The organism is Ensifer sp. GW823-FHT05D09 (assembly GCF_058795755.1).
Map to the genome: position 1 here is coordinate 531,626 of NZ_JBXAIA010000002.1, position 23,826 is coordinate 555,451.

General features: G+C 62.2%; 17 protein-coding genes. 7 read left to right on the forward strand and 10 right to left on the reverse strand.

The window, feature by feature from the left end; translation table 11 throughout:
• Positions 1 to 64 precede the first annotated feature (64 nt).
• A complete protein-coding gene (gene cckA / locus AC1Q80_RS08340; protein WP_209791906.1) occupies positions 65 to 2,686 on the reverse strand; it encodes a cell cycle histidine kinase CckA in 2,622 nt (873 codons plus the stop codon).
• Between the two features lie 276 nt (positions 2,687 to 2,962).
• Here cckA and AC1Q80_RS08345 point away from each other — a divergent pair, with 276 nt between their 5' ends.
• Complete coding sequence (locus tag AC1Q80_RS08345; protein ID WP_492360128.1) at positions 2,963 to 3,949, forward strand: flagellar biosynthetic protein FliO; 987 nt, start codon at positions 2,963 to 2,965, stop codon at positions 3,947 to 3,949.
• A gap of 103 nt (positions 3,950 to 4,052) precedes the next feature.
• Here AC1Q80_RS08345 and dksA read toward each other — a convergent pair whose 3' ends face one another.
• Entirely contained in the window at positions 4,053 to 4,472 is a 420-nt protein-coding gene (dksA, locus tag AC1Q80_RS08350; RefSeq protein WP_025427181.1) for an RNA polymerase-binding protein DksA, read from the reverse strand.
• Positions 4,473 to 4,885: 413 nt separating this feature from the next.
• On the opposite strand from dksA, the gene AC1Q80_RS08355 reads away from it, so the two are divergent.
• From AC1Q80_RS08355 to AC1Q80_RS08365, 3 genes are all read left to right on the forward strand, one after another.
• Positions 4,886 to 5,407, forward strand: a complete 522-nt coding sequence (locus AC1Q80_RS08355; RefSeq protein WP_173420083.1) for a SixA phosphatase family protein — start codon at positions 4,886 to 4,888, stop codon at positions 5,405 to 5,407.
• Positions 5,408 to 5,531: 124 nt separating this feature from the next.
• Positions 5,532 to 7,025, forward strand: a complete 1,494-nt coding sequence (locus tag AC1Q80_RS08360) for a YcjX family GTP-binding protein (protein ID WP_492360129.1) — start codon at positions 5,532 to 5,534, stop codon at positions 7,023 to 7,025.
• Positions 7,022 to 8,107: a YcjF family protein gene (locus AC1Q80_RS08365; RefSeq protein WP_492360130.1), complete on the forward strand. Its 1,086-nt coding sequence runs from the start codon at positions 7,022 to 7,024 to the stop codon at positions 8,105 to 8,107. Before AC1Q80_RS08360 ends, AC1Q80_RS08365 begins: the two co-directional genes overlap by 4 nt.
• Before the next feature lie 9 nt (positions 8,108 to 8,116).
• Here AC1Q80_RS08365 and AC1Q80_RS08370 read toward each other — a convergent pair whose 3' ends face one another.
• Together AC1Q80_RS08370 and AC1Q80_RS08375 are read right to left on the reverse strand one after the other, a co-directional pair.
• On the reverse strand, positions 8,117 to 8,908 hold the full coding sequence (locus tag AC1Q80_RS08370) for a molybdopterin-binding protein (RefSeq protein ID WP_492360131.1): 792 nt from the start codon (positions 8,906 to 8,908) through the stop codon (positions 8,117 to 8,119).
• Positions 8,905 to 9,768, reverse strand: coding sequence for a cytochrome b/b6 domain-containing protein (locus AC1Q80_RS08375; RefSeq protein WP_492360132.1), 864 nt, complete (start codon positions 9,766 to 9,768; stop codon positions 8,905 to 8,907). Before AC1Q80_RS08375 ends, AC1Q80_RS08370 begins: the two co-directional genes overlap by 4 nt.
• A 246-nt stretch (positions 9,769 to 10,014) precedes the next feature.
• On the opposite strand from AC1Q80_RS08375, the gene AC1Q80_RS08380 reads away from it, so the two are divergent.
• Positions 10,015 to 10,566 carry a hypothetical protein gene (locus tag AC1Q80_RS08380; RefSeq protein ID WP_173420087.1) on the forward strand — a complete coding sequence of 184 codons (552 nt, stop codon included), beginning with the start codon at positions 10,015 to 10,017 and terminating at the stop codon, positions 10,564 to 10,566.
• Between the two features lie 70 nt (positions 10,567 to 10,636).
• Here AC1Q80_RS08380 and folK read toward each other — a convergent pair whose 3' ends face one another.
• Genes folK through folP form a run of 3 tightly spaced genes read right to left on the reverse strand, consistent with a single transcriptional unit; the run spans position 10,637 to position 12,385 of the window.
• Positions 10,637 to 11,161: a 2-amino-4-hydroxy-6-hydroxymethyldihydropteridine diphosphokinase gene (folK, locus tag AC1Q80_RS08385; protein WP_209791913.1), complete on the reverse strand. Its 525-nt coding sequence runs from the start codon at positions 11,159 to 11,161 to the stop codon at positions 10,637 to 10,639.
• The gene (gene folB, locus AC1Q80_RS08390; RefSeq protein WP_053247535.1) at positions 11,151 to 11,519 is read right to left on the reverse strand and encodes a dihydroneopterin aldolase; all 369 of its coding nucleotides are present in this window, start codon (positions 11,517 to 11,519) and stop codon (positions 11,151 to 11,153) included. The genes folK and folB overlap by 11 nt, the downstream gene beginning before the upstream one ends.
• Positions 11,520 to 11,533: 14 nt before the next feature.
• Entirely contained in the window at positions 11,534 to 12,385 is an 852-nt protein-coding gene (folP, locus tag AC1Q80_RS08395; protein ID WP_492360133.1) for a dihydropteroate synthase, read from the reverse strand.
• A 105-nt stretch (positions 12,386 to 12,490) separates the two neighbouring features.
• Here folP and AC1Q80_RS08400 point away from each other — a divergent pair, with 105 nt between their 5' ends.
• Positions 12,491 to 13,120, forward strand: coding sequence for a DUF922 domain-containing Zn-dependent protease (locus AC1Q80_RS08400; RefSeq protein WP_492360134.1), 630 nt, complete (start codon positions 12,491 to 12,493; stop codon positions 13,118 to 13,120).
• 463 nt (positions 13,121 to 13,583) lie between these two features.
• Here AC1Q80_RS08400 and AC1Q80_RS08405 read toward each other — a convergent pair whose 3' ends face one another.
• Complete coding sequence (locus AC1Q80_RS08405) at positions 13,584 to 13,904, reverse strand: 2Fe-2S iron-sulfur cluster-binding protein (protein WP_025427192.1); 321 nt, start codon at positions 13,902 to 13,904, stop codon at positions 13,584 to 13,586.
• 178 nt (positions 13,905 to 14,082) lie between these two features.
• The gene (locus tag AC1Q80_RS08410; RefSeq protein ID WP_173420091.1) at positions 14,083 to 14,451 is read right to left on the reverse strand and encodes an Hpt domain-containing protein; all 369 of its coding nucleotides are present in this window, start codon (positions 14,449 to 14,451) and stop codon (positions 14,083 to 14,085) included.
• 616 nt (positions 14,452 to 15,067) lie between these two features.
• Between AC1Q80_RS08410 and AC1Q80_RS08415 the strand changes: the two genes are divergently transcribed.
• On the forward strand, positions 15,068 to 21,748 hold the full coding sequence (locus AC1Q80_RS08415) for an apolipoprotein A-IV repeat region-like domain-containing protein (RefSeq protein ID WP_492360367.1): 6,681 nt from the start codon (positions 15,068 to 15,070) through the stop codon (positions 21,746 to 21,748).
• 1,179 nt (positions 21,749 to 22,927) lie between these two features.
• Here AC1Q80_RS08415 and AC1Q80_RS08420 read toward each other — a convergent pair.
• Entirely contained in the window at positions 22,928 to 23,797 is an 870-nt protein-coding gene (locus AC1Q80_RS08420) for a cytochrome c1 (protein ID WP_173420093.1), read from the reverse strand.
• Positions 23,798 to 23,826: the final 29 nt, after the last annotated feature.

Here is a 23,826-nt window from a genome sequence, read left to right on the forward strand (position 1 = left end):
GACAAAAAGAAAGCCCGGCGCGCAAACGTCGGGCTTTTTGCTGTAGCACAGGCCGGCAACGACCTCAGGAATCGAGCATCTCGCGCACGGCCACCGCCAGTTGCTTCAGCGAGAACGGCTTCGGCAGGAAGCCGAACTTGGCATCAGCCGGCAGATTGCGGGCGAAAGCGTCTTCCGCGTAGCCCGAGACGAAGATGAACTTCAGGTCAGGGTACTTCTTGCGCAGTTCGGTCAGCAGCGTCGGTCCATCCATTTCCGGCATCACCACGTCGGAAACGACGATATCGACCGCGCCATCGAGCTCGTCCATGATATCGAGCGCTTCGACGCCGGAGCCGGCCTCATGGACGGTATAGCCACGTGTCTCGAGCATGCGCTTGCCGCCGCGGCGGACAGCCTCTTCATCCTCGACGAGCAGGACAACGGCCGAATCGCCGGTGAGATCGGTCGGTTCCTCGGTCTTGGCGACCGGCTTGGCAACCGTTTCGACCGGCGGCGCCATCGTACCAACGGAACCACCCTGAGCCTGCTCGCCCGCGACTTCGGGAATGTCGATGTGGCGCGGCAAGAGGATGCGGAAAGTGGTTCCCTTGCCGACTTCGGATTCCGGATAGATGTAGCCGCCGGATTGTTTGACGATGCCATAGACCATCGAAAGCCCCAGGCCCGTGCCCTTGCCGACTTCCTTGGTGGTGAAGAAAGGCTCGAAGATCTTGTCGAGAATTTCTGGCGGAATGCCGGTTCCCTGGTCGGAAACCTCCACCATGACGAAATCTTCTTCCGGCAATTCCCGCCGGCCGATAGCTGCAATCTCGCTTGACGGCAGATTGCGGGTGCGAAGCGTGATGATGCCGCCTGAGGGCATCGCGTCGCGCGCATTGACGGCAAGGTTGAGCAGCACCTGCTCGAATTGACCGAGGTCCGTGCGCACCGGCCAGAGATCGCGCCCGTAGTCGACTTCGACCTTGACGTTGGTTCCGGTCATGCGATCGACCAGCATGCGCAGATCGCCGATGACATCGGTCATGCTCAGCACTGTGGGCCGCATTGTCTGCTTGCGCGAGAAGGCGAGCAACTGCCGAACCAGCACTGCCGCCCGGTTGGCGTTGCGCTTGATCTCCATCAGGTCGGCGAAGCTTGCATCCGCCGGGCGGGCCGACAGAAGCAGGTGGTCGGACGAAAGCAGGATCGCCGTCAGAACGTTGTTGAAGTCGTGCGCGATGCCGCCCGCAAGCGTACCGACCGCATTCATCTTCTGGGTCTGCGCCATCTGGTTTTCGAGCGCCTTCTGCTCGGTGATTTCAAGCGCATAGATGATCGCCGCTTCTTCCGGAGCCTGATCGCTCTGGTCGATGACGGCATTGATATAGAAGCGGAAGTGGCGTTCGCCATCGGCCGGGTGCAAGGCGTCGATCGGTGCGATGTCGCCCTGGCGGTCCTTGGCAGCGGCAAGCGCCTCGTGCAGGCGCCCCTTTTCTGTCGGGTGTACGACCGTTTCGATCAGCGCGCCGCGCTCGACGTCGTCCTGGGAGACAAGGCCCGAGAACAGCTTGAGGAACGGGGCATTGGTGCGCAGGATGCGACCGTTGCCGTCGACGGATGCGATGGCCATCGGCGTGTTGTTGAAAAAGCGGGTGAAGCGCATCGCAGCGCTCGACGCCGACTGGTCCTCGTCCTCGCCGCCGTCGCGCGACATGACGATCGTCCGGCTTTCGCCCGGCGCGCCGTCGCGTGCCGACGACACCCGGTGCACCATGCGCACCGGCAGGCTCTGGCCGTTGGACTTGCGCAGATCGAGGTCCAGCACCTTGGTCTTCTTCAGGCCAGGCTCGGCCTGCACCGACTGCACCAGCGTCAGCCCCTCGCCGGCAACGAGGTCGCCGATGCTCATCGAGCCCGGCTGGAACTTCGTCAGATCAATGCCGAGCCAATCCGCAAGCGTGGCGTTGATGTAGAAAATCTCGCCCTTGCGGCCGGCGGAGAAGAATCCGGCAGGCGCATGGTCGAGATAGTCGATGGCGTTCTGCAATTCCTTGAAGAACCGCTCCTGATCGTCGCGTTCGGTGGTGATATCGGCGATCTGCCAGAGGTAGAGCGGATTGCGGTCGCTGTCTTCGAGCGGCAGCACGCGGGCCTTCAGGCGGAACCAGTGCGCACCGGAGCCGCTGGCGGTAGCGCCCGTGGCCAGCGGCTTCAGCAGGCGAAATTCTTCGTGCCCCTGCTTGCCTTCGTGCAGGCCGTTGGTGAGGCGGTAGATCGCTTCGGTCGCCTCGCGGTTCCGCGACAGGATCGTTTCAAGCGACTGGATGCCGGCGGCGTTCTTCGCGCCGGTCAGTGCGCCGTAGGCGGCGTTGGCATAGATGATACGGCCCTTGCGGTCCGTGACGATCGTGCCGTCCTCGTGGCCGTCGAGAAAGGCGCGCGCCAACTCATCCGGCCGCGATTGTGGCATCACCTCGATGAAGCCGATGACCGAGGAGACGAGGAAGAAGATCCCGACCATGGCGAGAACGCCAAGAATGCCGAGAACGATCTCATTCTCCAACTCGTTCTTGAAGACCACGAAGGCGATCGCAGAGACGGTCAGAACGATCGCAAGCAGGACGATCCGCATGACGGTTCCTGGCCTGACACCACGGTCAACAACCGGCATCTGGTAGTCACCTGACTGCCGCAATTTCGTCATCGGGTCCTCATCTGCCGCCAATACCGCCCGGCGCAAAACCGATACGGTCCGGCGCTTCGGCCGGCATCCGCGCAATCCGCCAGGTGAATTCGGCCAATACCGACACGCCCTCGATCATTCGGATAGGAATCATCTTTAACGATCAGAGATAACAGCAAAAAGCACCTGTGCGGAAGCGTAGCGCTCAATTCACAGGGAATGTCGGCGAAGTCCTTGTCCAGGCCCGAAAAAAGCCGTCAAATACTGCCACTCGAAAGGCTACAAGGAGTTCAGCCTATGATGGAAACGATCGTCGGAGACAACGGTAGCCGATTCATTATCGCCGCCGGCGCCGTTGCGATCGGGCTTCTGTGCCTCGTAGCGGTGCTCTGGATCATGCGCAACCGGCCGTCTTCGCCCTTCATCCGCGGCGGCAAGAACAGGCAACCGCGCCTTGCGGTGCTCGATGCCGCGGCGGTCGATACGCGCCGTCGCCTGGTGCTGGTACGTCGGGACGACGTCGAGCATCTGATCATGATCGGCGGGCCGACGGATATCGTCATCGAAAGCCGGATTGCACCGCTCGACGAGAGCGCTTCCGTGAATGACGGCCCCGCTGTCGTCGAGCGCAAGCCCATCGAACCGGCGGTTGCCAACGGAACCGAGACGAAGGCCGCAGCGCCGGCGCAGTTGCGTCCCGCCGTCGCCCAGCCGGAAGTGACCGTCGCAACGCCGGTACGCCCGGTGGCGATGCCTCAGGAGCAGCCTGCGGTGCGCAGTGAACCGGCCCCGGCGGTTCGCGCTGTCGCCGAGCAGCGCCCGGCCCCAGTGATGGCCGTCGAGCCACGCCCGGTCGCAAGGGTCGCGCCACCGGCCCCAGAAATCGTTCCCGCAGAAATCGTTCCCCAGGTCAGCCCGATCGGGGTGCAAGCAAATGCCGCCGATAAGGTCGAAGGCATCTTCGACGCGGCACGCAGCCGGGTGCTGCCGGCCCAGCCGCCGGTCCAGGAACGGCGCCCCGCGCCAGTTGCTCAGCCACAGCCCGCAGCTCAAAGTGCGCTTTCCGACTTTGAACGCATCCTCGATGCGGAAATCAGCGGAGACCTGCAACGGCTGACGCCGTCTTCCGCGGCGGCGCGTCCGGAAAACCGGGCGGCGGTGTCCGCCACTGGCCGCCAGGAGCCGCTGCTCGGTGCACCACTCGACGATGCCCGCAAGGAGCCGACGATCGAGGAAGAGATGAACCGTATGCTGGCCGACATCTCCGCTGGGCGTAAGCCCTGACGCAGGTTGCTGCGTCGCTCGGTTCGAACAGGAGCACAAAAGAAGAAGGCGCGGTCAAACCGCGCCTTTTTCTTTCTCTGATGACTGATCCGGAAACCGGATCTTATTCGTCCCTGTAGACCTTTTCCCGACGCTCGTGGCGCTCCTGCGCCTCGATCGAGAGAGTGGCAATCGGTCGGGCGTCCAGACGCTTCAAGCCGATCGGTTCTCCCGTTTCCTCGCAATAGCCGTAGGTCCCTTCATCTAGCCGCTGCAAAGCAGCATCGATTTTCGAGATCAACTTCCGCTGACGGTCGCGGGCTCTCAGTTCAATTGCCCGGTCTGTTTCGGAAGAGGCTCTGTCGGCGAGATCGGGATGATTGGCGCTCTCCTCGGCCAAGTGATCCAGTGTCTCGCGTGCCTCGCGAAGGATGTCGTTTCTCCAAGCATTTAGCTTGGCCCGGAAATAGGCCCGGTGGGTGGCATTCATGAATTCCTCGTCCTCGGAGAGAACAAAGGTACTAAGATCGATCTTCTCACTCAACGCGATTCTCCTGAAGAACATCTCATTGCGGCGGTGTATAGCCCCATGGAAGCCGCGATTCAAGCCTCGGATTAAACACTCAACCGTATTTTAACGATGCTTGCAATTCAGGCTAACTGGCGAATATTTCATCAAAATTACAGATGAGATCTTAATCGTAGAGATAATCACCTACCCGCGCTCAAGAAGACCGGTTGTAACTTGGATGTCCTTGCGCTGGCGCGACGCCGTCCTCGATCCGGTTTTGCCGCTCCGTACGGCAAGAGGGCAATCCCCTGAAAAAAGCGCCTCGCAGCTTGATCTTTGCATCATCGACGGGAAAAGGTGGTGATCCGCCGGCAGACGCGCAAGACCTGTTTCGGCGATACACGATCCGGTCGCGCCCCGCGACCGGCAGCGACCGGAACTCATGCATGCAAGACAGTGCCGCCAGGCCCTTCCGTCTCCTCCTTCTGCGTCATGCCCGCTCGGGCTGGGCTCTGCCGGGACAACGCGATTTCGATCGTGCGCTGGACGATGTCGGATTTGCCGAGGCAGAACTGATCGCGGAGCTGGCTGCCGATCGCGGCATCCGGCCGGACCTGATCCTGTGCTCAACGGCGGTGCGTTGTCGCCAGACCGCGGAACCCTTCTTCCGCACCGTCAGTGAAAACATCGACATCCGATATGTGGACGAGCTCTATACGGGCCCGGCCAGTATCTACACCGACATCATCGACGCAAACAGGCATCTGAATTCGCTGATGATCGTCGGACACAATCCGATGATCGACGAACTGTTCCACCGTCTTGCCGGAAACGAAGCGGCGGCCGAAGCGCTTCCGCATGGATATCCGCCCGCAGCCCTCGCGGTTCTGGACGTCCAGGCAGGGATTGGCAGCGCGATCACCGCGACGCTGGTATCGCTGATGCTGCCGACCAGGGAAGTGAAATGACATGCCATTGTTGCGGTGCGGGAAATATTTCCTATATCGCCAAGGCAGCAAGAGCCCGTCACACGTCTCGGCTCCAGACATTCGCATGAACGAAAGCGGCAATGTCCGCGAGGGATAGCACGACTTGGCGCCAAATCTGACCAGCTTCAAAGACGACGCCCTGATTGCATTCGACAATCTCACCGATCGTGCATCGGGGCTCGTCAATCCCTCAATCCGGCTAGGTGTCACGGGCCTTTCGAGGGCCGGAAAGACCGTCTTCATCTCATCGCTGGTGCATAATCTCCTGAACGGTGGACGGCTGCCTGTGTTCGAAGCCGTGCGCTCCGGCCGCGTTTCGAAGATCAGGCTTGAGCCACAGCCTGACGACGCCGTGCCACGCTTTCAATACGAGGATCACATCGCCGCTCTTGTGCGCGATCGTATCTGGCCGGACTCGACGCGCGCGATCTCCCAACTTCGCATCACCCTCGACTTCGAGAGCGCCAGCGGCTGGAACAGGCTGTTTTCGGCCGGACGCCTGTCGCTCGATATCGTCGACTACCCCGGCGAATGGCTGCTCGACTTGCCGCTGCTCGCGCAGAATTTCAAGGAGTTCAGCGACAATTCGGTGGCCCGCGCTCGGGCGCATGGCCGCGCCAAGCTATCGGCGGATTGGCTGACGCTTGCCCAGTCGGCGGGGCCGACGGCGATTGCGGATGAAAGCAGCGCGCGCCGGCTCGCCGAGAGCTTCACAGCCTACCTCAAGGCCTGCAAGGCGGATGCGAGTTCGCCTTCGACGCTGCCGCCTGGTCGGTTCCTGATGCCAGGCGATCTCGAGGGCTCGCCTGCCCTGACCTTCTCGCCCTTGCCCGACCTGCCCGAGGGCCGTGCTCCCAAAGGCTCTCTCTGGGCTATGATGGAGCGCCGCTACGAGGCCTACAAGAAACACGTCGTCAGCCCGTTCTTTCGCGAGCACTTTGCCCGGCTCGACCGACAGATCGTGCTCGTGGATGCGCTGCAGGCGATCAACGGCGGACCGGAAGCCCTGCTGGATCTGGAGCAGGCGCTGGCCGACGTGCTGGCCTGCTTCCGCCCAGGCACCAGCAGCTGGCTCTCTTCGTTCCTGACGCGACGAATCGACAAGGTGCTGATCGCCGCAACGAAGGCGGATCACCTGCATCACGAAAGCCACGACCGTCTGGAACGCATCACGGCGCGTCTGGTCAGCCGGGCGGCTGCCAGCATCGGCATGAGCGGTGCCGGGCTCGAGGTCATGGCGATAGCCTCGGTCCGGGCGACGCGCGAGGCAACCGTCGATCATGGCGGGCATACGCTGCCGGTTATTGTCGGCACACCGATCGCCGGTGAGAAGATCAACGGCGACACGTTTGACGGAGAGCGGAAAACAGCTATATTTCCCGGTGACTTACCGGACGATCCTGAAGTTCTCTTCAATGCCGTTGATGCGGATGCATCGGCAACGACCTTCGGCGATGCGCATCCGATGCCCGAACTCAGCTTCGTCCGCTTCCGGCCGCCGCATCTGGAGGAGACCGGTGGTGGATTGAAACTGTCGGTGCCACATATACGGCTCGATCGGGCGATGCAGTTCCTGTTCGGAGATCGGCTGGCATGAGCGATGATTTCAACAGCCGAGGCAGAAAGCCCGGTGCCTTTTCGGTCGCCCCCGATCCGGAGCCGAAGGCCTCCGAAAGCGCCCGGCCCCGTCGGGCGCCGGCGAGTTTCGACGACAAGGTGGTGATGACGCCGGACGCGGAGGATCCTTTCCGCGAAACCACGCTCGCGGTTGAGAGCCTTGCGCTGCCTGAGGCAAATCCCCGCAAACGCCGCCTGTCCGTCGGCAAGATCGCCATGGGCGCGCTCGGCATCCTGTTGTCATTGGCGGCTGGCCTTTGGGTCGATCGCCTGATCCGCGACCTGTTCTCCCGCGCCGACTGGCTGGGCTATGCCGCGATGGGTGTGGTTGCCGTCGGACTGCTGGCGCTGCTGGTGATCGCTGCCCGCGAGCTTTCAGGCATGATGCAACTGACAGCCGTCCAGAGCTTGAAGGCGGAGGCGGAAAGTGCGGCGGCCTCCGGCAACACCAAGCTGGCACGATCGGCCGCGGAAAAACTCGTGCATCTTCTCGCCGCCAATCCGCGCACGGCTCGCGGCCGGGCACGTCTCAAGGAAACCGAAGGGGAAATCATCGACGGCCCCCACCTTTTGGAGCTGACGGAGCGCGAATTGTTGACGCCGCTCGATCGCGAGGCGCGCCGCACCATCCTTGCCGCATCCAAGCGGGTATCGATCGTCACTGCCGTCAGCCCGCGCGCGCTGGTCGATCTCGGCTATGTGCTCTATGAATCCGCCAGGATGATCCGGGCCATGGCCGAGCTTTATGGCGGCCGCCCGGGCAAGCTCGGCATGATCAGGTTGATGCGCGACGTCGTCGCCCATCTCGCTGTGACTGGCTCGATCGCCGCCGGCGACAGCCTTATCCAGCAGGTGCTCGGCCACGGCCTTGCCTCAAAACTCTCGGCGCGGCTGGGCGAAGGCGTGATCAATGGGTTGATGACGGCGCGCATCGGCATCGCCGCCATGGATTTGTGCCGCCCGATGCCATTCAAGGCGCTGAAGCGACCCGGGATCGGCGACTTTCTCTCCGACCTAGCACCCGGCGCCGGCCGCACGGTCGGTCAAAATGGCGACACCTAGAAGCCGGAACTAGATGCCCGCATACCAGTCGTAACCGAGATCTTCCCAGAAGCCGCCGTTGCCACGACCGAATGTCGAGAGCTCCGAAACGACCTCGATGGCGCTGAGATATTTCGCCATCTTGTAACCGAGTTGCCGCTCGACACGCACGCGGAGCGGCGCGCCGTTGGCGACAGGTATCGGCTTTCCGTTCAATCCGTAGGCAAGGATCGTCTGCGGATGGCGCGCATCGATGAGATCGATCGATTCGTAGTAGGCCACCGAGCCGGAAAGCCCAAGGTTCATGCGATCGAAACAATGGAAGACGACATAGCGCGCATCCGGCTTGACCCTGGCCTCATCGAGGACCTTGGAAAGCGGAACGCCGGTCCACTTGGCAACACAGCTCCAGCCCTCGACGCAGTCATGACGGGTGATCTGGGTGCGCGACGGCATGTTGCGCAATTCGGTCAAGGTCAGGCTGAGCGGCACTTCGACAAGCCCGGCAATAGCGAGACGGTATTCGGAGAAGTCCTGCTGTTGGAGGGCAATGTACTGTGGGTCGGTCGGATCGGTCGAGCCGTTCGGCCGTTGCCCCTGTCTGATTTCGCTTTCGCCGAACTCAGGTGCCAGCCGGTCGGCGTCCATCAAGAGCCTCTGCACGCGATAAGTCAGGTCGTTCGCCGACGCTAGGACATCGCGGACAATGCCTCTGTTTTGCAGAATGCCATCGAATGCATCACAGCCGACAAGTGGCAACGTCGAGGCGGCGACGCCGGCGGCAGTCAGAAAGCGCCTGCGATTGATCAGAAGCCGGCTCATCGTCCTAACTCCTCGCGCTGCGATTCGGCATCGATGCGGTAGCGCCCTGTTATCATCGAGCGCAGTTCGTTGATCGGTCCAGCGGCAAAAACCATGAAAATGTGGACCGCAAAGAAAAGAACGAGCAACAGCATGACGACGAAGTGGATCGTGCGCGCCGTCTGCCGGCCGGCAAAGATGTCGGGCAGCCACGGCCAAGCTGCATCCATGCCCGGCGACATCGTCAGTCCGGTGAGGATCATCAACGGAAAGAAGACCAGCAAAACAGCTGCATACGAAAGCTTCTGCAAGCCGTTGTAACTGCGGCCGTGATCGAATCGGAATTGCAGGTGATTGATGACGCTTCGCGGCAAACCGCGCAGATCTGCGCCGGATGGCAGGATGTCGCGGCGCAGGTGCCCGTTGACCATGCTCGCCCCCATCCAGACGACAAAGACTGCCGCAAAAAGCCACGCGAAGAAGAAGTGTACCACCCGCCCCGTCGCCAGGTCCTGGTAGGAGGGAACTGTCAGCCATGCCGGGAAGGCTCTGTATGCGCGCCGATCGAGGGGGCCGCTGACACCGAGAACGCCAGTCGTGTCGAAACCCTGACCGAGCAGCGTCGTCACGCCCCTGACATCGCCATCTTCCGTGCGCATGGCGCTGATGGACAGCACACTGTTGTCGAAGTCAAAACCCGATTGTTGCCCGAGATAAAGCGAGGGATGGGCGTTGAAAATCTGCAGGCCGCTCAGGAGCAAAAAGAACAGGGCGAGTGCCCAGAGCCAATGGGTCAGCCGGGTGACAAGTCCGTGACGGCGGATGATCAGTGCTATCGGGACATCCGCTTCCGAGGTGCCGTTGTCCGTCGCCGCCATCATGAAACCTCCGCGTTTCAAGTCGATACGTACGCCGATGCGACAGAGTTTCATAAACACGTTTGCGCGCGTCTATGCACATGACGGTGAGAACGCGGTGCACGCCTTGCGGCCATGCGATCTGTGACGCCCGAAGAGGCCTGACCGACACAAAGAAGCCTTGATATCCGCCCGAAAGAAACCGTCCATTAACCATTTGCGCGCAAATGTGGCTTCTAGTTTCGGACGTTGACCCATCAAGGATCGTTTATGTTCTCGCGCCCTTCTTTGATCGCTCGCGGCGCTGCCGCTTTCGCGCTTGCAGCAACCGTCGGCGTTGCGACGCCGGCCCTATCCGGCGGCAAGGACAAGGCTTTCTTCGAGAGAGTCTCCGGCCAATGGACAGGCCCCGGCGAGATCGTCGCCGGCAAATACAAGGGCACCAAGTTCACCTGCGACCTCGCTGGTGAACCGGCCGCCGGCAATGACGCCGGCATCAAGCTCGATGGCTTCTGCCGTGTCGGCGTGTTCAAGCAGCCGATGTCGGCGCTGATCACCCAGAAGGGCAACAGCTACACCGGGAAATTCCTCGATGGCGCCGACGGCAAGGGTCTCGATATCGTGTCCGGCAACGTCGCCAAGGACAAGGTCGTTGTCGGCATCAACCGCAAGAAGCTGAACGGCGCGATGATCGCCCGGCTTCAGAACGACAAGACGATGAACATCACGATCTCGGTCAAGGTCGAGAACACGATGGTGCCGGTAATCGGCGTCAGCCTCAATCGCCAGGTCGACAACATCGCCGTTGGCTCGATCAAGTAGACGGCAATTCAGATCAACGACAAAAGCCCTGGCCGAACGCCGGGGCCTTTGTCGTTTATGCCGCTCGATCTCAGGCCTGTGCCCGCCACCAATGCCTGTCTTCGTCCGCCACCTCGATGCCAGTGACGTCGGCATCCGCCAGCCACTCTTTGACCCGCCGTCCGTTCACGCTCATGCCGGAAGCGAAGTCCGCAAGGGGCATCAGCACGAAGCCGCGCGCGGTCATGCGCGGATGCGGCAGTTCCAGCCTGCTCTCGGACAGGGACATGTTGCCGAAGGTCAGGACATCGATGTCGATTGTTCGCGGGCCCCAGCGCTCGTCGCGTACCCGCTTCATCTGACGCTCGATATCAAGGCAGGCTTCGAGCAATGCTTCCGGCCCGAGCGTCGTCTCGACTTCGGCACAGGCGTTGAAGAACCAGGCCTGATCGATCTTGCCCCAGGGTGGTGTGCGAAACAGCCGTGAAACGGCACGAACCGTGCAATCCGGCCTTGCGTCAAGCATCTGCAGGGCATCGGCCATCGCCCTTCGCGGCTCGCCCAGATTGCCGCCGAGCCCCAGTGTCGCGATCGATCCGCTCATGTCAGGCGACATGCTCGACAGTCACCTCGACATAGTCGAGCACGCCGGGCACAGGCGCATTCGGCTTGCGAACCGAGACCTTCGCCCGCCGGATCTGCGGGAAGCGCACGCAGAGCGTCTTGGCGACCTCAAGCGCCAGTGCCTCGATCAGGTAGCGCCGACGCCCGGTGACGATGCGCTCGATCTCGGTAAAGGCGATCCCGTAATGCACGGTGTCGTCGATCGAATCGTCGACCAGCGCCGTGCCCTGCTCCACTTCCAGTTCCGCATCGACGAAGAACCGCTGCCCGAGGAACTCTTCCTCGTCGAGAACGCCATGGCGCGCGAAGAAGGCACAGTTTTTCAGGGTGATCGTATAGGTGGCGCTCATGGTTTTTCGTCCCGTCAGCTCTTCTTTGCAGCCAGCATAGCATCCGCCATCATCAGCGCATCCCTGCTGTTTGCGACATCGTGTACGCGGAAAATGGCGCCGCCCGCCAGCCGCAAGAGCGCCGTCGTTGCGGCGGTGGCGGCGTCACGGTCAGCCGGCTCTCGTCCGGTGACCGCGCCGAGGAAACGCTTGCGCGACGTGCCGACCAGAAACGGCAGTTCGAACCGGTGCAACTCGGCAAACCGCGCCATCAGTTCCAGGTTCTCTTCCGTATCCTTGGCAAAGCCGAAACCCGGATCGAGCACGATCCGTTCGCGTTCGATACCGGCTTGCGTCGCGATTTGCAGCGAGCGTGCAAGAAAGTGAAACTGGTCCTCGACCACATCGGCAAGCTTTTCGCGGTCACGGCCGGTGTGCATGATGCAAAGCCCTGCTCCGGTCTGCGCCGCGACGTGTGCGATATCGGGTTCGCGCTGAAGCCCGTGCACGTCGTTGACGATATGAGCGCCGGCCTTCACGGCAAGGCGTGCGGTTTCCGCCCTGTAGGTATCCACCGATATGAGGGCATCGGTCTCGCGCGCAAGCGCTGCAATGACCGGGAGGATGCGGCTCTGCTCTTCGTCGGCACTCACCGGTGCGGCATCCGGTCTGGTCGATTCACCGCCGACATCAAGGATCAAGGCGCCATCGCTGAGACAGCGCTTACCCTGCGCGACCGCAGCTTCCGTGTCGCTGAAACGACCGCCGTCGGAGAAAGAATCCGGGGTAACATTGATGATCGCCATCAAAACGCCACGCGGCCCCAGTTCGAGGCTACGTCCATGCGCCAGTGACCAGTGAAAATTTTGAAATGGATTGTAAGTCATTTCCCCTCACGATGCGCAGCAGCCAACCGTTTCGATTTGCTGTTGCACCCGCGCTGGCTATGCCCCAAGCTTGATTGAAGTTCAACTAAAGAGAACTACGCATTGATGTCTCGAGTACGCGTCCCGCTCAAAGCCGCCCTTCTTGCCCTTCTGGTTGCCATGCCCTTGGGCTCCGCGTCCGGCGAAACGGTGATGAGCAAGAGCTTCTCCTATTTCTCGATCGGCGGCCGCACGGCGGCGGATCTCGACAAGGCTCTGTCCAAGGCCGGGCCGATGATGAAGGCGACTGGCGCACGCCATCCGGGCGCAACGCGCATCAAGTTTGGCGGAACCATCACCTACGTCAACCGTGGGGGACGCTGCGCTGTCGGCGCGGCGGTCGTGACGCTCAACACGCGCATCATTCTGCCGCGTTGGAAGTATCGCAAACAGGCAAGCCGCGACCTCGCCTTGGTTTGGGATACGCTGTCGAGCGACATCAAGCGCCACGAGGAACGCCACGCCGAGATCGCGCGCAACCATGCCCGCAAGATGGAGAAGACGTTCCTGGCGCTTAAGCCGCAAGCGGACTGCGAAAAAACGCAGGAAAGCGTGACGCGCGCCAGCGCAGAGGCCATCGCCGCCCACGACAAGGACCAGGCCCGGTTCGACCGGACGGAGGCGGCCAATTTCGACAAGCGTATCATCCGGCTGCTGCAGTACCGGCTGCAAACACTGCAGAAAACACAGGAATAGACAGGGCGGCGTTCCGTCCTCGTGACCGGCATAAGCATAGCGGGAATATACTTGACCGCTACCTGTTTAGCGCGGGCGCACCCACAGTATTTTATTGGTGAAATCTAGCGATAGCTGGAGCGGAACGACTCGCTTATATTCAAAACATGAAACGTGAGGGCGAGATGAAATCCAACCCTCCGTTGTCGGAAGCGATTTGGCGGGCCATGATGATCTCGCAGGACGTATAAATATTGTCGTTACTTGAGTTCGCCAGCGTCGGTTTGTTTGTTGAAGAGCAAAAGCCGATGCCGCAGCGGTACAGGTTCTCCTGGCGTGTCTTGATGCAGCAGATGTTCCCTCCCTCATCTGCGTGCGATACGCCCTCCTAGCCTCGCTCGTCACACGACCAGCGAGGCGCTTTTTTGGCAAATACGGCATCGGTGGATCGAAAAGCAGCAGCTGCGGCGCCGACGGCCGGCGATCAGGCCTGGCGTTCGGGCACGTGCACGACGAGCCCATCAAGCGCATCGCTGACCTTGATCTGACAGGAAAGCCGCGAGGTCGGACGCACGTCGTAGGCAAAGTCCAGCATGTCCTCTTCCATCGCTTCCGGCGCGCCGACGACCGCCGTCCAGGCATCGTCGACATAGACATGACAGGTTGCGCAGGCGCAGGCCCCGCCGCACTCGGCCTCAACACCGGGAACCGAGTTGCGAACGGCGTTCTCCATGACGGTCGAGCCGTTCTCGACATCGAGTTCGTGGCGCGTGCCATCAAAGGCAACGATCGTAAGTTTTGTCATGTCACTTTCCGGAATAAGCTGATGGGACTGGCCGATCGCGCAAAGCCGCGCGGTGCGGCGGGCGCAAATTCAGGGAAGGTTCTTCCAACAATTCGGCCATTCAGTCAACAACAGCCAGTGAGCGCATCGCGGACGCGGCGTTTCAGCGTGCGCGATGCGCCTTTCCAGCCGGTTGCGATCAGCGGCAGAGTTTGAGGATGAACAGCTCGGCCTCAAGCACGCTCGTTGCAAGCACGTCGGGCAGAGTTGGATCGGTCGGACGCTGCTCGATTGCGCCCGCGGCGGCCGCGACATCGACGGCGCCGACGGCAAGGGCTGCCCCTTTCAGTTGATGGGCGGCCTGCGCGCGTCCATTCCCCTCGCCTTCGGTGATTTCCTTCATCACCTTGCGCGCCTGACGCGCGAACAATTGCAGCACTTCTATTTCAAGCGCCTTGTCGCCCATCGTCTGCGCGGTCAGATGGGCAAAGTCGATGGGCTTCCTGCCGGAGGAAGAAGAGCTACCCGGAGTATCGGGAGCTTCAAAGGCAATTCTGAGGGCCGCCATCAGCCAATTTCCCTATTGTTTGTATAGTGTTGTCCATGTCCGCTGCCGCCTTGCCGTCGCGCATAGTTTGCGCATTGACTGGAAAGGGTGGCACGGGCGCCATGCCAGACCGCGCCTGTTCACCAGGCGTCGTCACAGGACGATCGCTGCAGTTTCTGCAGCTATCATCCTCCACGGGCGGGCGCTGCTATCGGCTTAAAACGGGGCGCAATATAGGCAGGAATCTGGGAAAATGGTTAATGACCGTTAAACCTGCTGTTTTCCTTGTCTTTTCCGCCCTAACCCCCTCTATCACATTAAGAATTCATTAGGATTTTAATGAAGCCGGAGTGCTCTTAATTGTAAGAACCCGGCTAATGTGTCACTACGATACGGTTAGGAACGGGCCTGCGTACGAAAATGGCAACCGTTCCGGTGGATAAGCGTTGCGGGTGGTGCCCTCGGGGCACAATTCCGACTATCCATCGAGGAAATGATGTGGGTGTTGAGTAGGGTATTGCGTAGATGTGATGCGCGTATCTTGCCGTCACCGCCCCGGTGAAGAGGGTGCCCGGCCGCAGTCGCGGTTTGGATGGGCACGCTTCGGCGGAGGCAAAAGGTAATGAGGCGTATCCCTATGGCGACGAAGAAGAGCAACGAGTCGATTGACGAAAAGGCCTTCCAGGCTCTGGAAGCGGCCCTTAAGATCGATTTTGACGAGCTTAAGTCGAGCCCTAACGACAAGACTTCCTTGGATGATCCGGAGGAAAATGTGTCTGACTCCACCCATCAGGCTGCCCAGCCCGATCACAGTCGAAATGCCAAGCCTCAGCAGGAACCACCCCGCGCCGCGCGAGCCAATGACGCCGCACGCGGGCTCGCTCCAGAACCTGCGCCTAAGTCGCCTCCCCTTTCCCCGGCAAACGACGATGGTCGCCGGTCGCCGGCAGCCATGTTGCGCGCCCTCGACGTACGCTCGAACCGTGCCGCCATCCGGGTCGCAGCCCTCGTCTCCATCGTCTGGGCCGTCGCCGGCCTTGGTGTCGCAAACCTGCTCTATGGTCCGCAGATCTGGCAGATCCGCACGCTGAGCGATCTCGCCGCCACCCCGGGTGCAGTCGGTGTTGCCATCGGCATCCTGCTGCCCATCATGCTCTTCTTCTCCTTCGCCATCATGATCGCCCGCGCGCAGGAACTGCGTAACGCCGCGCGTTCCATGGCCGAAGTGGCACTGCGCCTGGCCGAGCCGGAAACTGCAGCCGCCGACCGGGTCATGACCGTCGGTCAGGCCGTTCGCCGCGAAGTCTCCGCGATGAACGAAGGCATCGAGCGCACGATTGCCCGCGCTACCGAGCTTGAAACCCTGGTTCACTCCGAGGTCAACGCACTCGAGCGCAGCTACAGCGAAAACGAACTGCGCGTACGCACGCTGGTTCAGGAGCTGGGCCTCGAGCGCGAAGCCATCATCGGTCACTCCGAGCGTATCCGCTCCACCATTGCCGGTGCACACGGCAAGCTGAAGGACGATCTCGACCAGGCGGGCGAAGACATTGCCTCGCGCATCGCGATCTCTGGCGAAGCCTTCGCCTCGCTGATCGATACGCGCGCCGCGGCTCTCAGTGAAAAGTCCGATGCTGCCCTGCAGAACATCGGCACCATGTTGACGAACCGCACGGACTCGCTGCTATCAGGCCTGACCGCTGCCGGCCTCGGGCTCAGCAGCGAATTCGACACCCGCCTCGATCAGCTGAGCGATACGTTGACCAAGCGCGGCGAGCAGCTGCTCGGCCAGTTCGAGACCCGCGCCTCCTCGCTCGACGCCAACACAGAAAAGCTGAATGCAGCCCTGAACGAGCGTGCCCGCCAGCTCAATGAAACGCTGATTGCCCGCACGCGCGACCTCAACGAAAGCCTGAGTGTCGGCCAGAGCGCGATCGCCGGCGGTCTTGAGGACGTACTTGCAACGCTCAACGCCACGCTCGACGAAAAGGGTGCACATTTCCGCCAGAGCCTGCGCTCCAGCGCCGACGACGCGATCATGGATCTCGACCTGCGCGGCGGCTTCTTCGAGGAGAAACTGCAGACGACGGTCGGCCAGCTGGCTACCGCGTTCGACGAACGCTTCCACGAGTTCGCCTCGGCCTTCGACAAGCGGGCCAGCATGCTCGACACCAAGCTGATGGAAAGCCTGCACCGCATCAACGAAACGGTGACCGGCGGTTCGGATGCCATTGGCAGCGCTCTTGACGGCAGCATCGAGAAGATCGGCTCGGCCCTTTCGGATCAGTCGTTGTCGCTTGCGACCGCGCTCGGCGCCACGCATGACTTCATCGAAGAAACGATCGGCAGCCGCACATCCGACCTCAGCAACCTGATCGGCGGCGCTCACAGCCGCATCGACAGCGTGCTTTCCGAAAAGACCAGCAGCCTGATGGGTGCTCTTTCCGAGGCACAGGATCGCATCGAGAACGGTTTCGGCCAGCGCGCCGATGCGCTTGCCAATGCCCTGACCTCGAGCGAACAACGTCTGACCGAGGGCCTCGACACCCGCACGGCGCAGTTCGTCGACGGCTTGCAAGCGGCTCACGCTCGCATCGAGCAGACGCTGACCGGGTCGACCGACGAGATCACCAGTGCCATCGCTGCAAGCCAGCACCGTCTCGACAACACCTTGTCCGAACGCACCCTTGCCCTTTCGACCGTGCTGTCGACCGGCACGGACGCGATCGAAGGCGCCGTCGGCGAAACGGCCGACCGGCTGGAGCGCGTCCTGTCGGAACGCAGCCAGGCGATTGCAGAAACCCTGTCAAACCAGACATCGGCGCTCGACGGCGTTCTTGCCGACCGGTCTTCCCACATCACTTCGACGATGACGGCCCGCGCCAACGAGATGGCGGAGTCCTTGAGCCGCCATGCCGAAGACGTCGCCGACAACCTGACGTTCCGCGCCACGGCCGTTGCCGAGACGATGACGGATCGTGTCGGCGAAATCGAACAGAAGCTGTCGGACAGCGTTTCCGTGATTGCCGAAAACCTCGGCGGCCGCGTCAGCGAGATTTCCGATACCCTCACCAACACCAGCGCCCGCATCGCCGAAGACCTCAGCGGTCGCGTCGGCAAGATTTCGGATGCTCTGACCGCTACGAGCGCACAGATCGCCGAAGCGCTGACGGCGCGCACGACCGAGGCGACCGCCTCGCTTGCTGGCAAGGCAACGGAAATCGAACAGACGCTCACAGGCCGTGCCGAGCACTTGCGCGAAACCCTGTCGTCGACCCACGAGCAGATCCGCGCCACGCTCGACGACCGGATCAACGCGATCAACCTCGCCGTCGATCAGGGCCGAGATCAGCTGGAAGGCATGCTGTCCGACCAGTCCATGTCGATTGCCACCAGCCTTGCCACCAGCGCCAGCATGCTCGAAATGTCGCTCGAAGAGCGCCAGGCCGCTCTTGCCGGCATCATCGACCGCAGTGGCGAAACGCTGGAAGCCCGCATGCGCTCGACCACCGGCAACATTGCCGAGCGGCTGGCGGAGACAGCGGGCCAGATCAGCCTTGCTGCCGACACTTTGACCAATCGGGTCGATATGTCGATCAACGGTCTCAACGACCGTCTCGACGACACCGGCCTGCGCATCGAGACGAGCCTTGGCGCGCTTGAAGAACGCATGCGCGACAGCGCAGAAAATGTCGGCATCATTGCCGATACGGCAGGTGTTCGTGTCGAGACCCGCTTGGGCTCGCTCGAAGAGCGCATGCGCGGCGGCGTCGATAATGTCAGCGCGATTGTCGACGATACGGCAGCTCGCATCGAAGCGCGCCTCGGCTCGCTTGAAGGCCGGATGCACGGCAGCGTCGACAAGGTTGGCGCCATCGTCGACGAAACCGGAAACCGCATCGAATCCCGTCTCGGTACGATGGAAGACCGCATCCGCGACAGCGTCGGCAATGTCAACGCCATCGTCGACGACACCGGCTTCCGCATCGAGGCCAGCATCGGCACGCTTGAGGATCGCATCCGCGATAGCGTCGGAAGCGTCAACGCCATTGTCGACGATACCGGCGCCAAGATCGAGACAAGCCTCGGCTCTCTGGAAGGCCGTATCCGTGGTAGCGTCGGCAGCGTCAACGCACTCGTCGATGACACGGGCCTGCGTCTTGAAACGAGCCTCGGCTCATTGGAGGATCGCGTCCGCGAAAGCGTCGACGGCGTCAACGCGATAGTTGGCAGCGCTGGACAGCGCATTGCCGACAGCCTTGGCGAACGCGCGGGCGAAATCGACCGCGCCAGCGAGGAAGCCGCAAGCCGTATCTCCAGCGCCATCAATGCCGGCACGGACCGCATCGAAGAGCGCCTGGGCACCATGGACCGCGCCCTCAACATCGGCCTCGAAAACGTCAACCGGACCATCGAAGGCAAGGCAGCGGTGCTCGTCACCAGTCTGCGCGGCGCCGTTAGCGACGTAACGCACGAGATCGACGCCGAAGCCGGCCGCATCGAAGGCAAGACTGCGGACCTCGTCACCAGCCTGCGCGGTGCTGTCAGCGAAGTCACCCAGGAGATCGACGCCGAAACGGGTCGTATCGAGGGCAAGACTGCCGACCTCGTTAGCAACCTTCGCGGCGCCGTCGGCGAAGTCACACGGGCGATCGACGCCGAAACGGGCCGCATAGAGGGCAAGACTGCCGACCTCGTCAGCAACCTTCGCGGCGCCGTCGGCGATGTTGCCCAGGAGCTCGACGCCGAGGCAGCCCGCATCGGGGGCAAGGCCGCGGGTCTGGTCAGCACCCTTCGCGGTGCCGTCAGCGAGGCAGCACAGGAACTCGACGCGGAAGCTGCCCGTTCCGCCGGCCTTCTTTCCAAGGCTGGTCAGGACTTTGCAAACGTACTCGCATCCCGCAACGCCGACTTCGCAAACGCGATCGAGCAGACCGCAGCGGCAACGGCCTCACGCCATGCCGAACTCGCCCGGTCGGTCGCCGACGCCTCCGACAGCGCCACTGCGCGCCTTGCCGCCACCCATGGTCAGGTCGCCAGCCACGCCCAGAACATCCAGCAGGGTCTTGCCGATGCGGAGAAGGCATTGGAAGCGCGCAGCGAAGCAATCCGCAGCACGCTCGACGATCGTACCCGCGAACTCAATTCGATGCTCGCAGGTCGCTCGATGGAGCTGTCACGCATCATCGACGAGCAGGCTCGTCCGGTTATCGATCAGTATGCTGCAACCGGCCGAGAGGCTGCTGAGCGCATCGCCAGCGTGACGCAGGACAGCACCGACCGCCTGCGTGCGGAAAATGCCGCGCTGGTCAACGCCATCACCGAACGCACCGGCGAGACGCTCAATGCCATTTCGCTGCGCGCCGAAGAGACGGCGAAGGCGATGAAGATGGTCGAGAACCGTCTGCAGTCGACGGCCCTCGGCCTGATCGACCAGCTCGCTGCCAACAACACAGCGATTGCAACCGTCATCGACCAGGCAAGCAACAACCTCGGTGACATGGACCAGCGGCTCGAGGCGACGGCCAGCCGCTTCTCCGAAACCACGCGCCAGGCCTCCGACATGTTGTCGACCTCCACCCGCCTCATCGAAGGCAAGGTCGACAAGCTCTCGGACATCTCCGCTTCCACCCTGTCGCAGATCGGCGGTATCGTCGGGCGCTTCGAGGATCACTCCAAGGTGCTCGGCCAGGCTTCGGACCTCTTGGGCGCCGCCCAGTCGAACCTCGTCAGCACGCTCGAAGAACGTCAGGATGCCTTGCGCACCCTCTCCGTCGGCCTCGTGCAGCGCTCGGAGGAGATCGAGCGCACCATGCGTGCCCTCGAAGGCTTCGTCGATGGCGCCTTCCAGCGCGCCGAAGAGCGTTCAGGTCTGGTTGCCGGCAACCTGCGCAGCGGCATCCAGCAGTCTTTCTCGGATGTCGGTCGCCTGCTGTCGAGCACCGAACAGCGTGCAGCCGAAGCCGCCGTATCCATGCGCAATGCGCTGGCACAGGCCGGCGACGAAGCGGGTGCGTCTGTTGAAGCCGTCTTCTCGCGCGCCGAAGAACGGTCGCGCCAGATTGCCGATACGCTGCGCTCCGGCGTCGAGACCTCGTTTGCCGACGTCAACAAGACACTCACGGCGGTTGAAGGCCGTGCGCTTGGCGCCTCCGAAGCGCTTCGTCAGGCGATTGCCAAGGTTGGCGAAGATGCCGGCTCCTCGATCGAAGGTGCCTTCGCAAACGCCGAGGAACGCTCCAAGGAAGTGGCCAACCGTCTGCGTGGCAGCGTTGCCTCATCGGTCTCCGATGTCGAGCGCATGCTCAACGAGAGCGGCAAGAAGTCGGACGGCGTGGCAACCCAGCTGCGCGACGCCGTTCGCGTCGCGATCGACGAAGCCATCGGCCGCTTCAGCGGTGCGACCGACGACATCCGCCGCTCGGCTGGCGAGATCCGCAAGGAACTCGACATGACCCGCGAAGAACTGAAGCGCAGCGCCTTCGACTTGCCGGAAGAAGCCAAGGAAAACGCCGCCGTCATGCGTCGCGCCGTGGCCGAGCAGATCAAGGCATTGCAGGAATTGTCCGACATCATCGGCAAGTCCTCGACGCAGCTCGAAGTCGCCCAGCCGCTGCGCCAGCAGCCGGTTGCCGCCGCCCCCGTGGCTGCTGCACCTGTTGCTGTCGCCCGTCCGGTCGAGCAGCCGGCCGCGGAGCCGCGCCGCCAGGAACCCGCACCGACGCTGCGCGGCAGCCTCGGCATCGAGCAGGCAACCATTCAGCAGCCTGCCCCCGTCCAGCAGCCCGTCGCAGTCCAGCCTGTCCGCGCCCAGCCGGCCACACAGGCCGTCACCAGCGAGGTCGCAGAAGGCGGCGGCTGGATGCGCGACCTGCTGCGCGCCGCTTCCCGTGAGGAGGCCCCGGCGGCCGCACCGCAGCGCCCGGCTGAAAGCCAGCCTGCGACCCGCAGCGGCGACACCCGCAATCCGCGGCACGTGGTGGAATCGCTGAACTCGCTGTCGGTCGATATTGCCCGCGCCATCGATCACGATGCGTCGGTAGACCTGTGGCGCCGCTACCAGCGCGGCGAGCGCGACGTCTTCACCCGTAGGCTCTATACGCTGAAGGGCCAGCAGACGTTCGACGAGATCAAGCGCAAATACGACCGCGAGCCGGAGTTCCGCACCGCCGTCGATCGCTACATCGCCGACTTCGAAAAGCTGCTCGCTGACGTCGCGCGCAACGATCCGGACAAGCGCATCACCCAGACCTACCTCACGTCCGACACGGGCAAGGTCTACACGATGCTCGCCCACGCAGCCGGCCGCTTCAACTGAGGCAGCGTCAATCGGAAAGATCAAACGGCTCCATCGCAAGGTGGGGCCGTTTTCGTATCAACAGCCAGAGCGGGAGCCAAAGCCTCGTTGGCACTGGTTTGGCTGTCGCGAGAGCAGCATCGGCAATTGCGTTTCCGCTCCGGGCGAGAATGCCATATCTTACTCTGGTACCACAGAGTATCGTGATACCACATGCACTGCCGGTGCCCTTCCCACGTCCTCACCGCCATAGAACTTCGCCCGACCGGTAGGCCGACCCTTGGGTTGCAGCACCTCCGACGGAATTCGGGCATTGGAGAGCGACCGCGATCCGCCTCGAAATTGCGATCGGTGCGGGATCTCTGCCCTTTGCGCTGAACATTTGTCGATTGCGACGTCGTTGTTACGGACCTTCGATCCTGCGAGCGACGTCTCATACCGATACCGGCGCGGCGCTCTGGCATTGCGCTTCACTGGCACCGCCGTGCCAGCTTCTGTTGTGCAAGCTGTCATGCCGCTTCGGCAGTGGTGATTAAGGGCGAGCCAGACAAAGCGTCCGCAATGGATGGCAAATTCACGGCAAACCATCGGTGGCAAGCTCCGCCTGCCGCCAAAACGCGCTGCATCCTTCCGGGGATCGGAACGCGACCTCTACCGCGAATTCCCATTGATAGGATTGCGTCTGCAGTCGCGATAGATCTTGAGGTCTGCTCTCCGAACGACCATCAGACGTACCACGGATGCTGATTGAACGACGGAAACAACCTTGGTCTCCGCTCCTTGCGGCACTGTTGCGCGCGTCATTTGCATCTGTCGGTTGCCTGATGCGGCTACCCTACGCTCGCTCTTGCGCAGCTGTGAACGGAACGGCGGTCCACCAACGCTTTGACCTCAACTTCCCACTGACTGCGCGTGCTTGCGCCCAGATCGACGGTTGAGGCGTGACATGCTGCTGACGCTGCTCGTGGAAACGACGGCATCACCGCGTGGCATGGATCCGCAGCGCGAGGCGGATTGCGGCGCGAGAGCAAACATCGCTTAACGATGGTGCCGCGGTAGGCACGTCGCTGTGCAGACAGGGCAGCCCAGATGCCTTTCGCGGCGACGGGCGAAAACCACATCGCACAAAAGAAAAGGCCCCGGACGAACCCGAGGCCTTTTCCTGGATTTCGATCACATGCCGGCCGAGCCGGCAGAAGATCAATGTTCCTTGTTGGCGTAAACCGACTTCTTGGTCAGGTAGATGAGACCGGTGAAGATCAGCAGGAACACAATGACCATGAAGCCGGTGCGCTTGCGATCTTCCAGGTGCGGTTCGGCTGCCCACATCAGGAAGGCCGAAACGTCCTTGGCGTACTGGTCCACCGTCTGCGGAGCACCATCGTCGTAGGTAACCTGATCGTCGGAGATCGGCTGAGCCATCGCCAGCGCCGAAGCGTTGGCGAAGTAAGGGTTGTAGTGTGTGCCTTCGGCGACCTGAACGCCTTCCGGCGGCTCATGGTAGCCGGTCAGCAGCGCATGGATATAGTCCGGGCCGCCTTCCTGGTAGGGCACGAACATATCGAAGACGAACTGCGGGAAGCCGCGCTCGATGCCGCGCGCCTTGGCAATCAGCGAGAAGTCCGGCGGTGCAGCACCGTTGTTGGACGCAGCAGCTGCTTCCTTGTTCGGGTACGGCGACGGGAAATGATCCGAAGGCACGGCCTTGCGGGTGAACATTTCGCCGTCTGCGTTCGGGCCGTCCTGAACTTCGTAGTTCGCGGCGAAGGCCTTCACCTGGGCGTCGGAATAACCGAGACCCGAGAGCGTGCGGAATGCCACCAGGTTCATCGAGTGGCAGGCCGAACAGACTTCGGTGTAGACCTTCAGGCCGCGCTGCAGCTGGCCCCTGTCATAGTTGCCAAACGGGCCGGCAAACGACCAGTCCTGCTGCTCGGGCTTGTGGATCGGATAGTGGGGCGTGCCGCCGCCATGCTCCGCGCCACCTGCAGCCTCTTCAGCGACAGCAGCTCCGAGACCGAGGCCAGCGACGACAGCAAGTGACAGAATACCTGTTACAAGCTTTTTCATTGTTGTGAGTTCCTTATCAATCGCTGTTC

What these genes read in the sequence shown, in the direction of transcription:
- AC1Q80_RS08380 (WP_173420087.1), top strand. Translation starts at nt 10,015, where the DNA reads ATGTTCTCGCGCCCTTCTTTGATCGCTCGCGGCGCTGCCGCTTTCGCG.
- AC1Q80_RS08345 (WP_492360128.1), top strand. Translation starts at nt 2,963, where the DNA reads ATGATGGAAACGATCGTCGGAGACAACGGTAGCCGATTCATTATCGCC.
- AC1Q80_RS08375 (WP_492360132.1), bottom strand. Translation starts at nt 9,768, where the DNA reads ATGATGGCGGCGACGGACAACGGCACCTCGGAAGCGGATGTCCCGATA.
- AC1Q80_RS08355 (WP_173420083.1), top strand. Translation starts at nt 4,886, where the DNA reads ATGCAAGACAGTGCCGCCAGGCCCTTCCGTCTCCTCCTTCTGCGTCAT.
- AC1Q80_RS08405 (WP_025427192.1), bottom strand. Translation starts at nt 13,904, where the DNA reads ATGACAAAACTTACGATCGTTGCCTTTGATGGCACGCGCCACGAACTC.
- folK (WP_209791913.1), bottom strand. Translation starts at nt 11,161, where the DNA reads ATGTCGCCTGACATGAGCGGATCGATCGCGACACTGGGGCTCGGCGGC.
- AC1Q80_RS08370 (WP_492360131.1), bottom strand. Translation starts at nt 8,908, where the DNA reads ATGAGCCGGCTTCTGATCAATCGCAGGCGCTTTCTGACTGCCGCCGGC.
- AC1Q80_RS08365 (WP_492360130.1), top strand. Translation starts at nt 7,022, where the DNA reads ATGAGCGATGATTTCAACAGCCGAGGCAGAAAGCCCGGTGCCTTTTCG.
- cckA (WP_209791906.1), bottom strand. Translation starts at nt 2,686, where the DNA reads ATGACGAAATTGCGGCAGTCAGGTGACTACCAGATGCCGGTTGTTGAC.
- AC1Q80_RS08420 (WP_173420093.1), bottom strand. Translation starts at nt 23,797, where the DNA reads ATGAAAAAGCTTGTAACAGGTATTCTGTCACTTGCTGTCGTCGCTGGC.
- AC1Q80_RS08410 (WP_173420091.1), bottom strand. Translation starts at nt 14,451, where the DNA reads ATGGCGGCCCTCAGAATTGCCTTTGAAGCTCCCGATACTCCGGGTAGC.
- AC1Q80_RS08415 (WP_492360367.1), top strand. Translation starts at nt 15,068, where the DNA reads ATGGCGACGAAGAAGAGCAACGAGTCGATTGACGAAAAGGCCTTCCAG.
- folB (WP_053247535.1), bottom strand. Translation starts at nt 11,519, where the DNA reads ATGAGCGCCACCTATACGATCACCCTGAAAAACTGTGCCTTCTTCGCG.
- folP (WP_492360133.1), bottom strand. Translation starts at nt 12,385, where the DNA reads ATGACTTACAATCCATTTCAAAATTTTCACTGGTCACTGGCGCATGGA.
- AC1Q80_RS08400 (WP_492360134.1), top strand. Translation starts at nt 12,491, where the DNA reads ATGTCTCGAGTACGCGTCCCGCTCAAAGCCGCCCTTCTTGCCCTTCTG.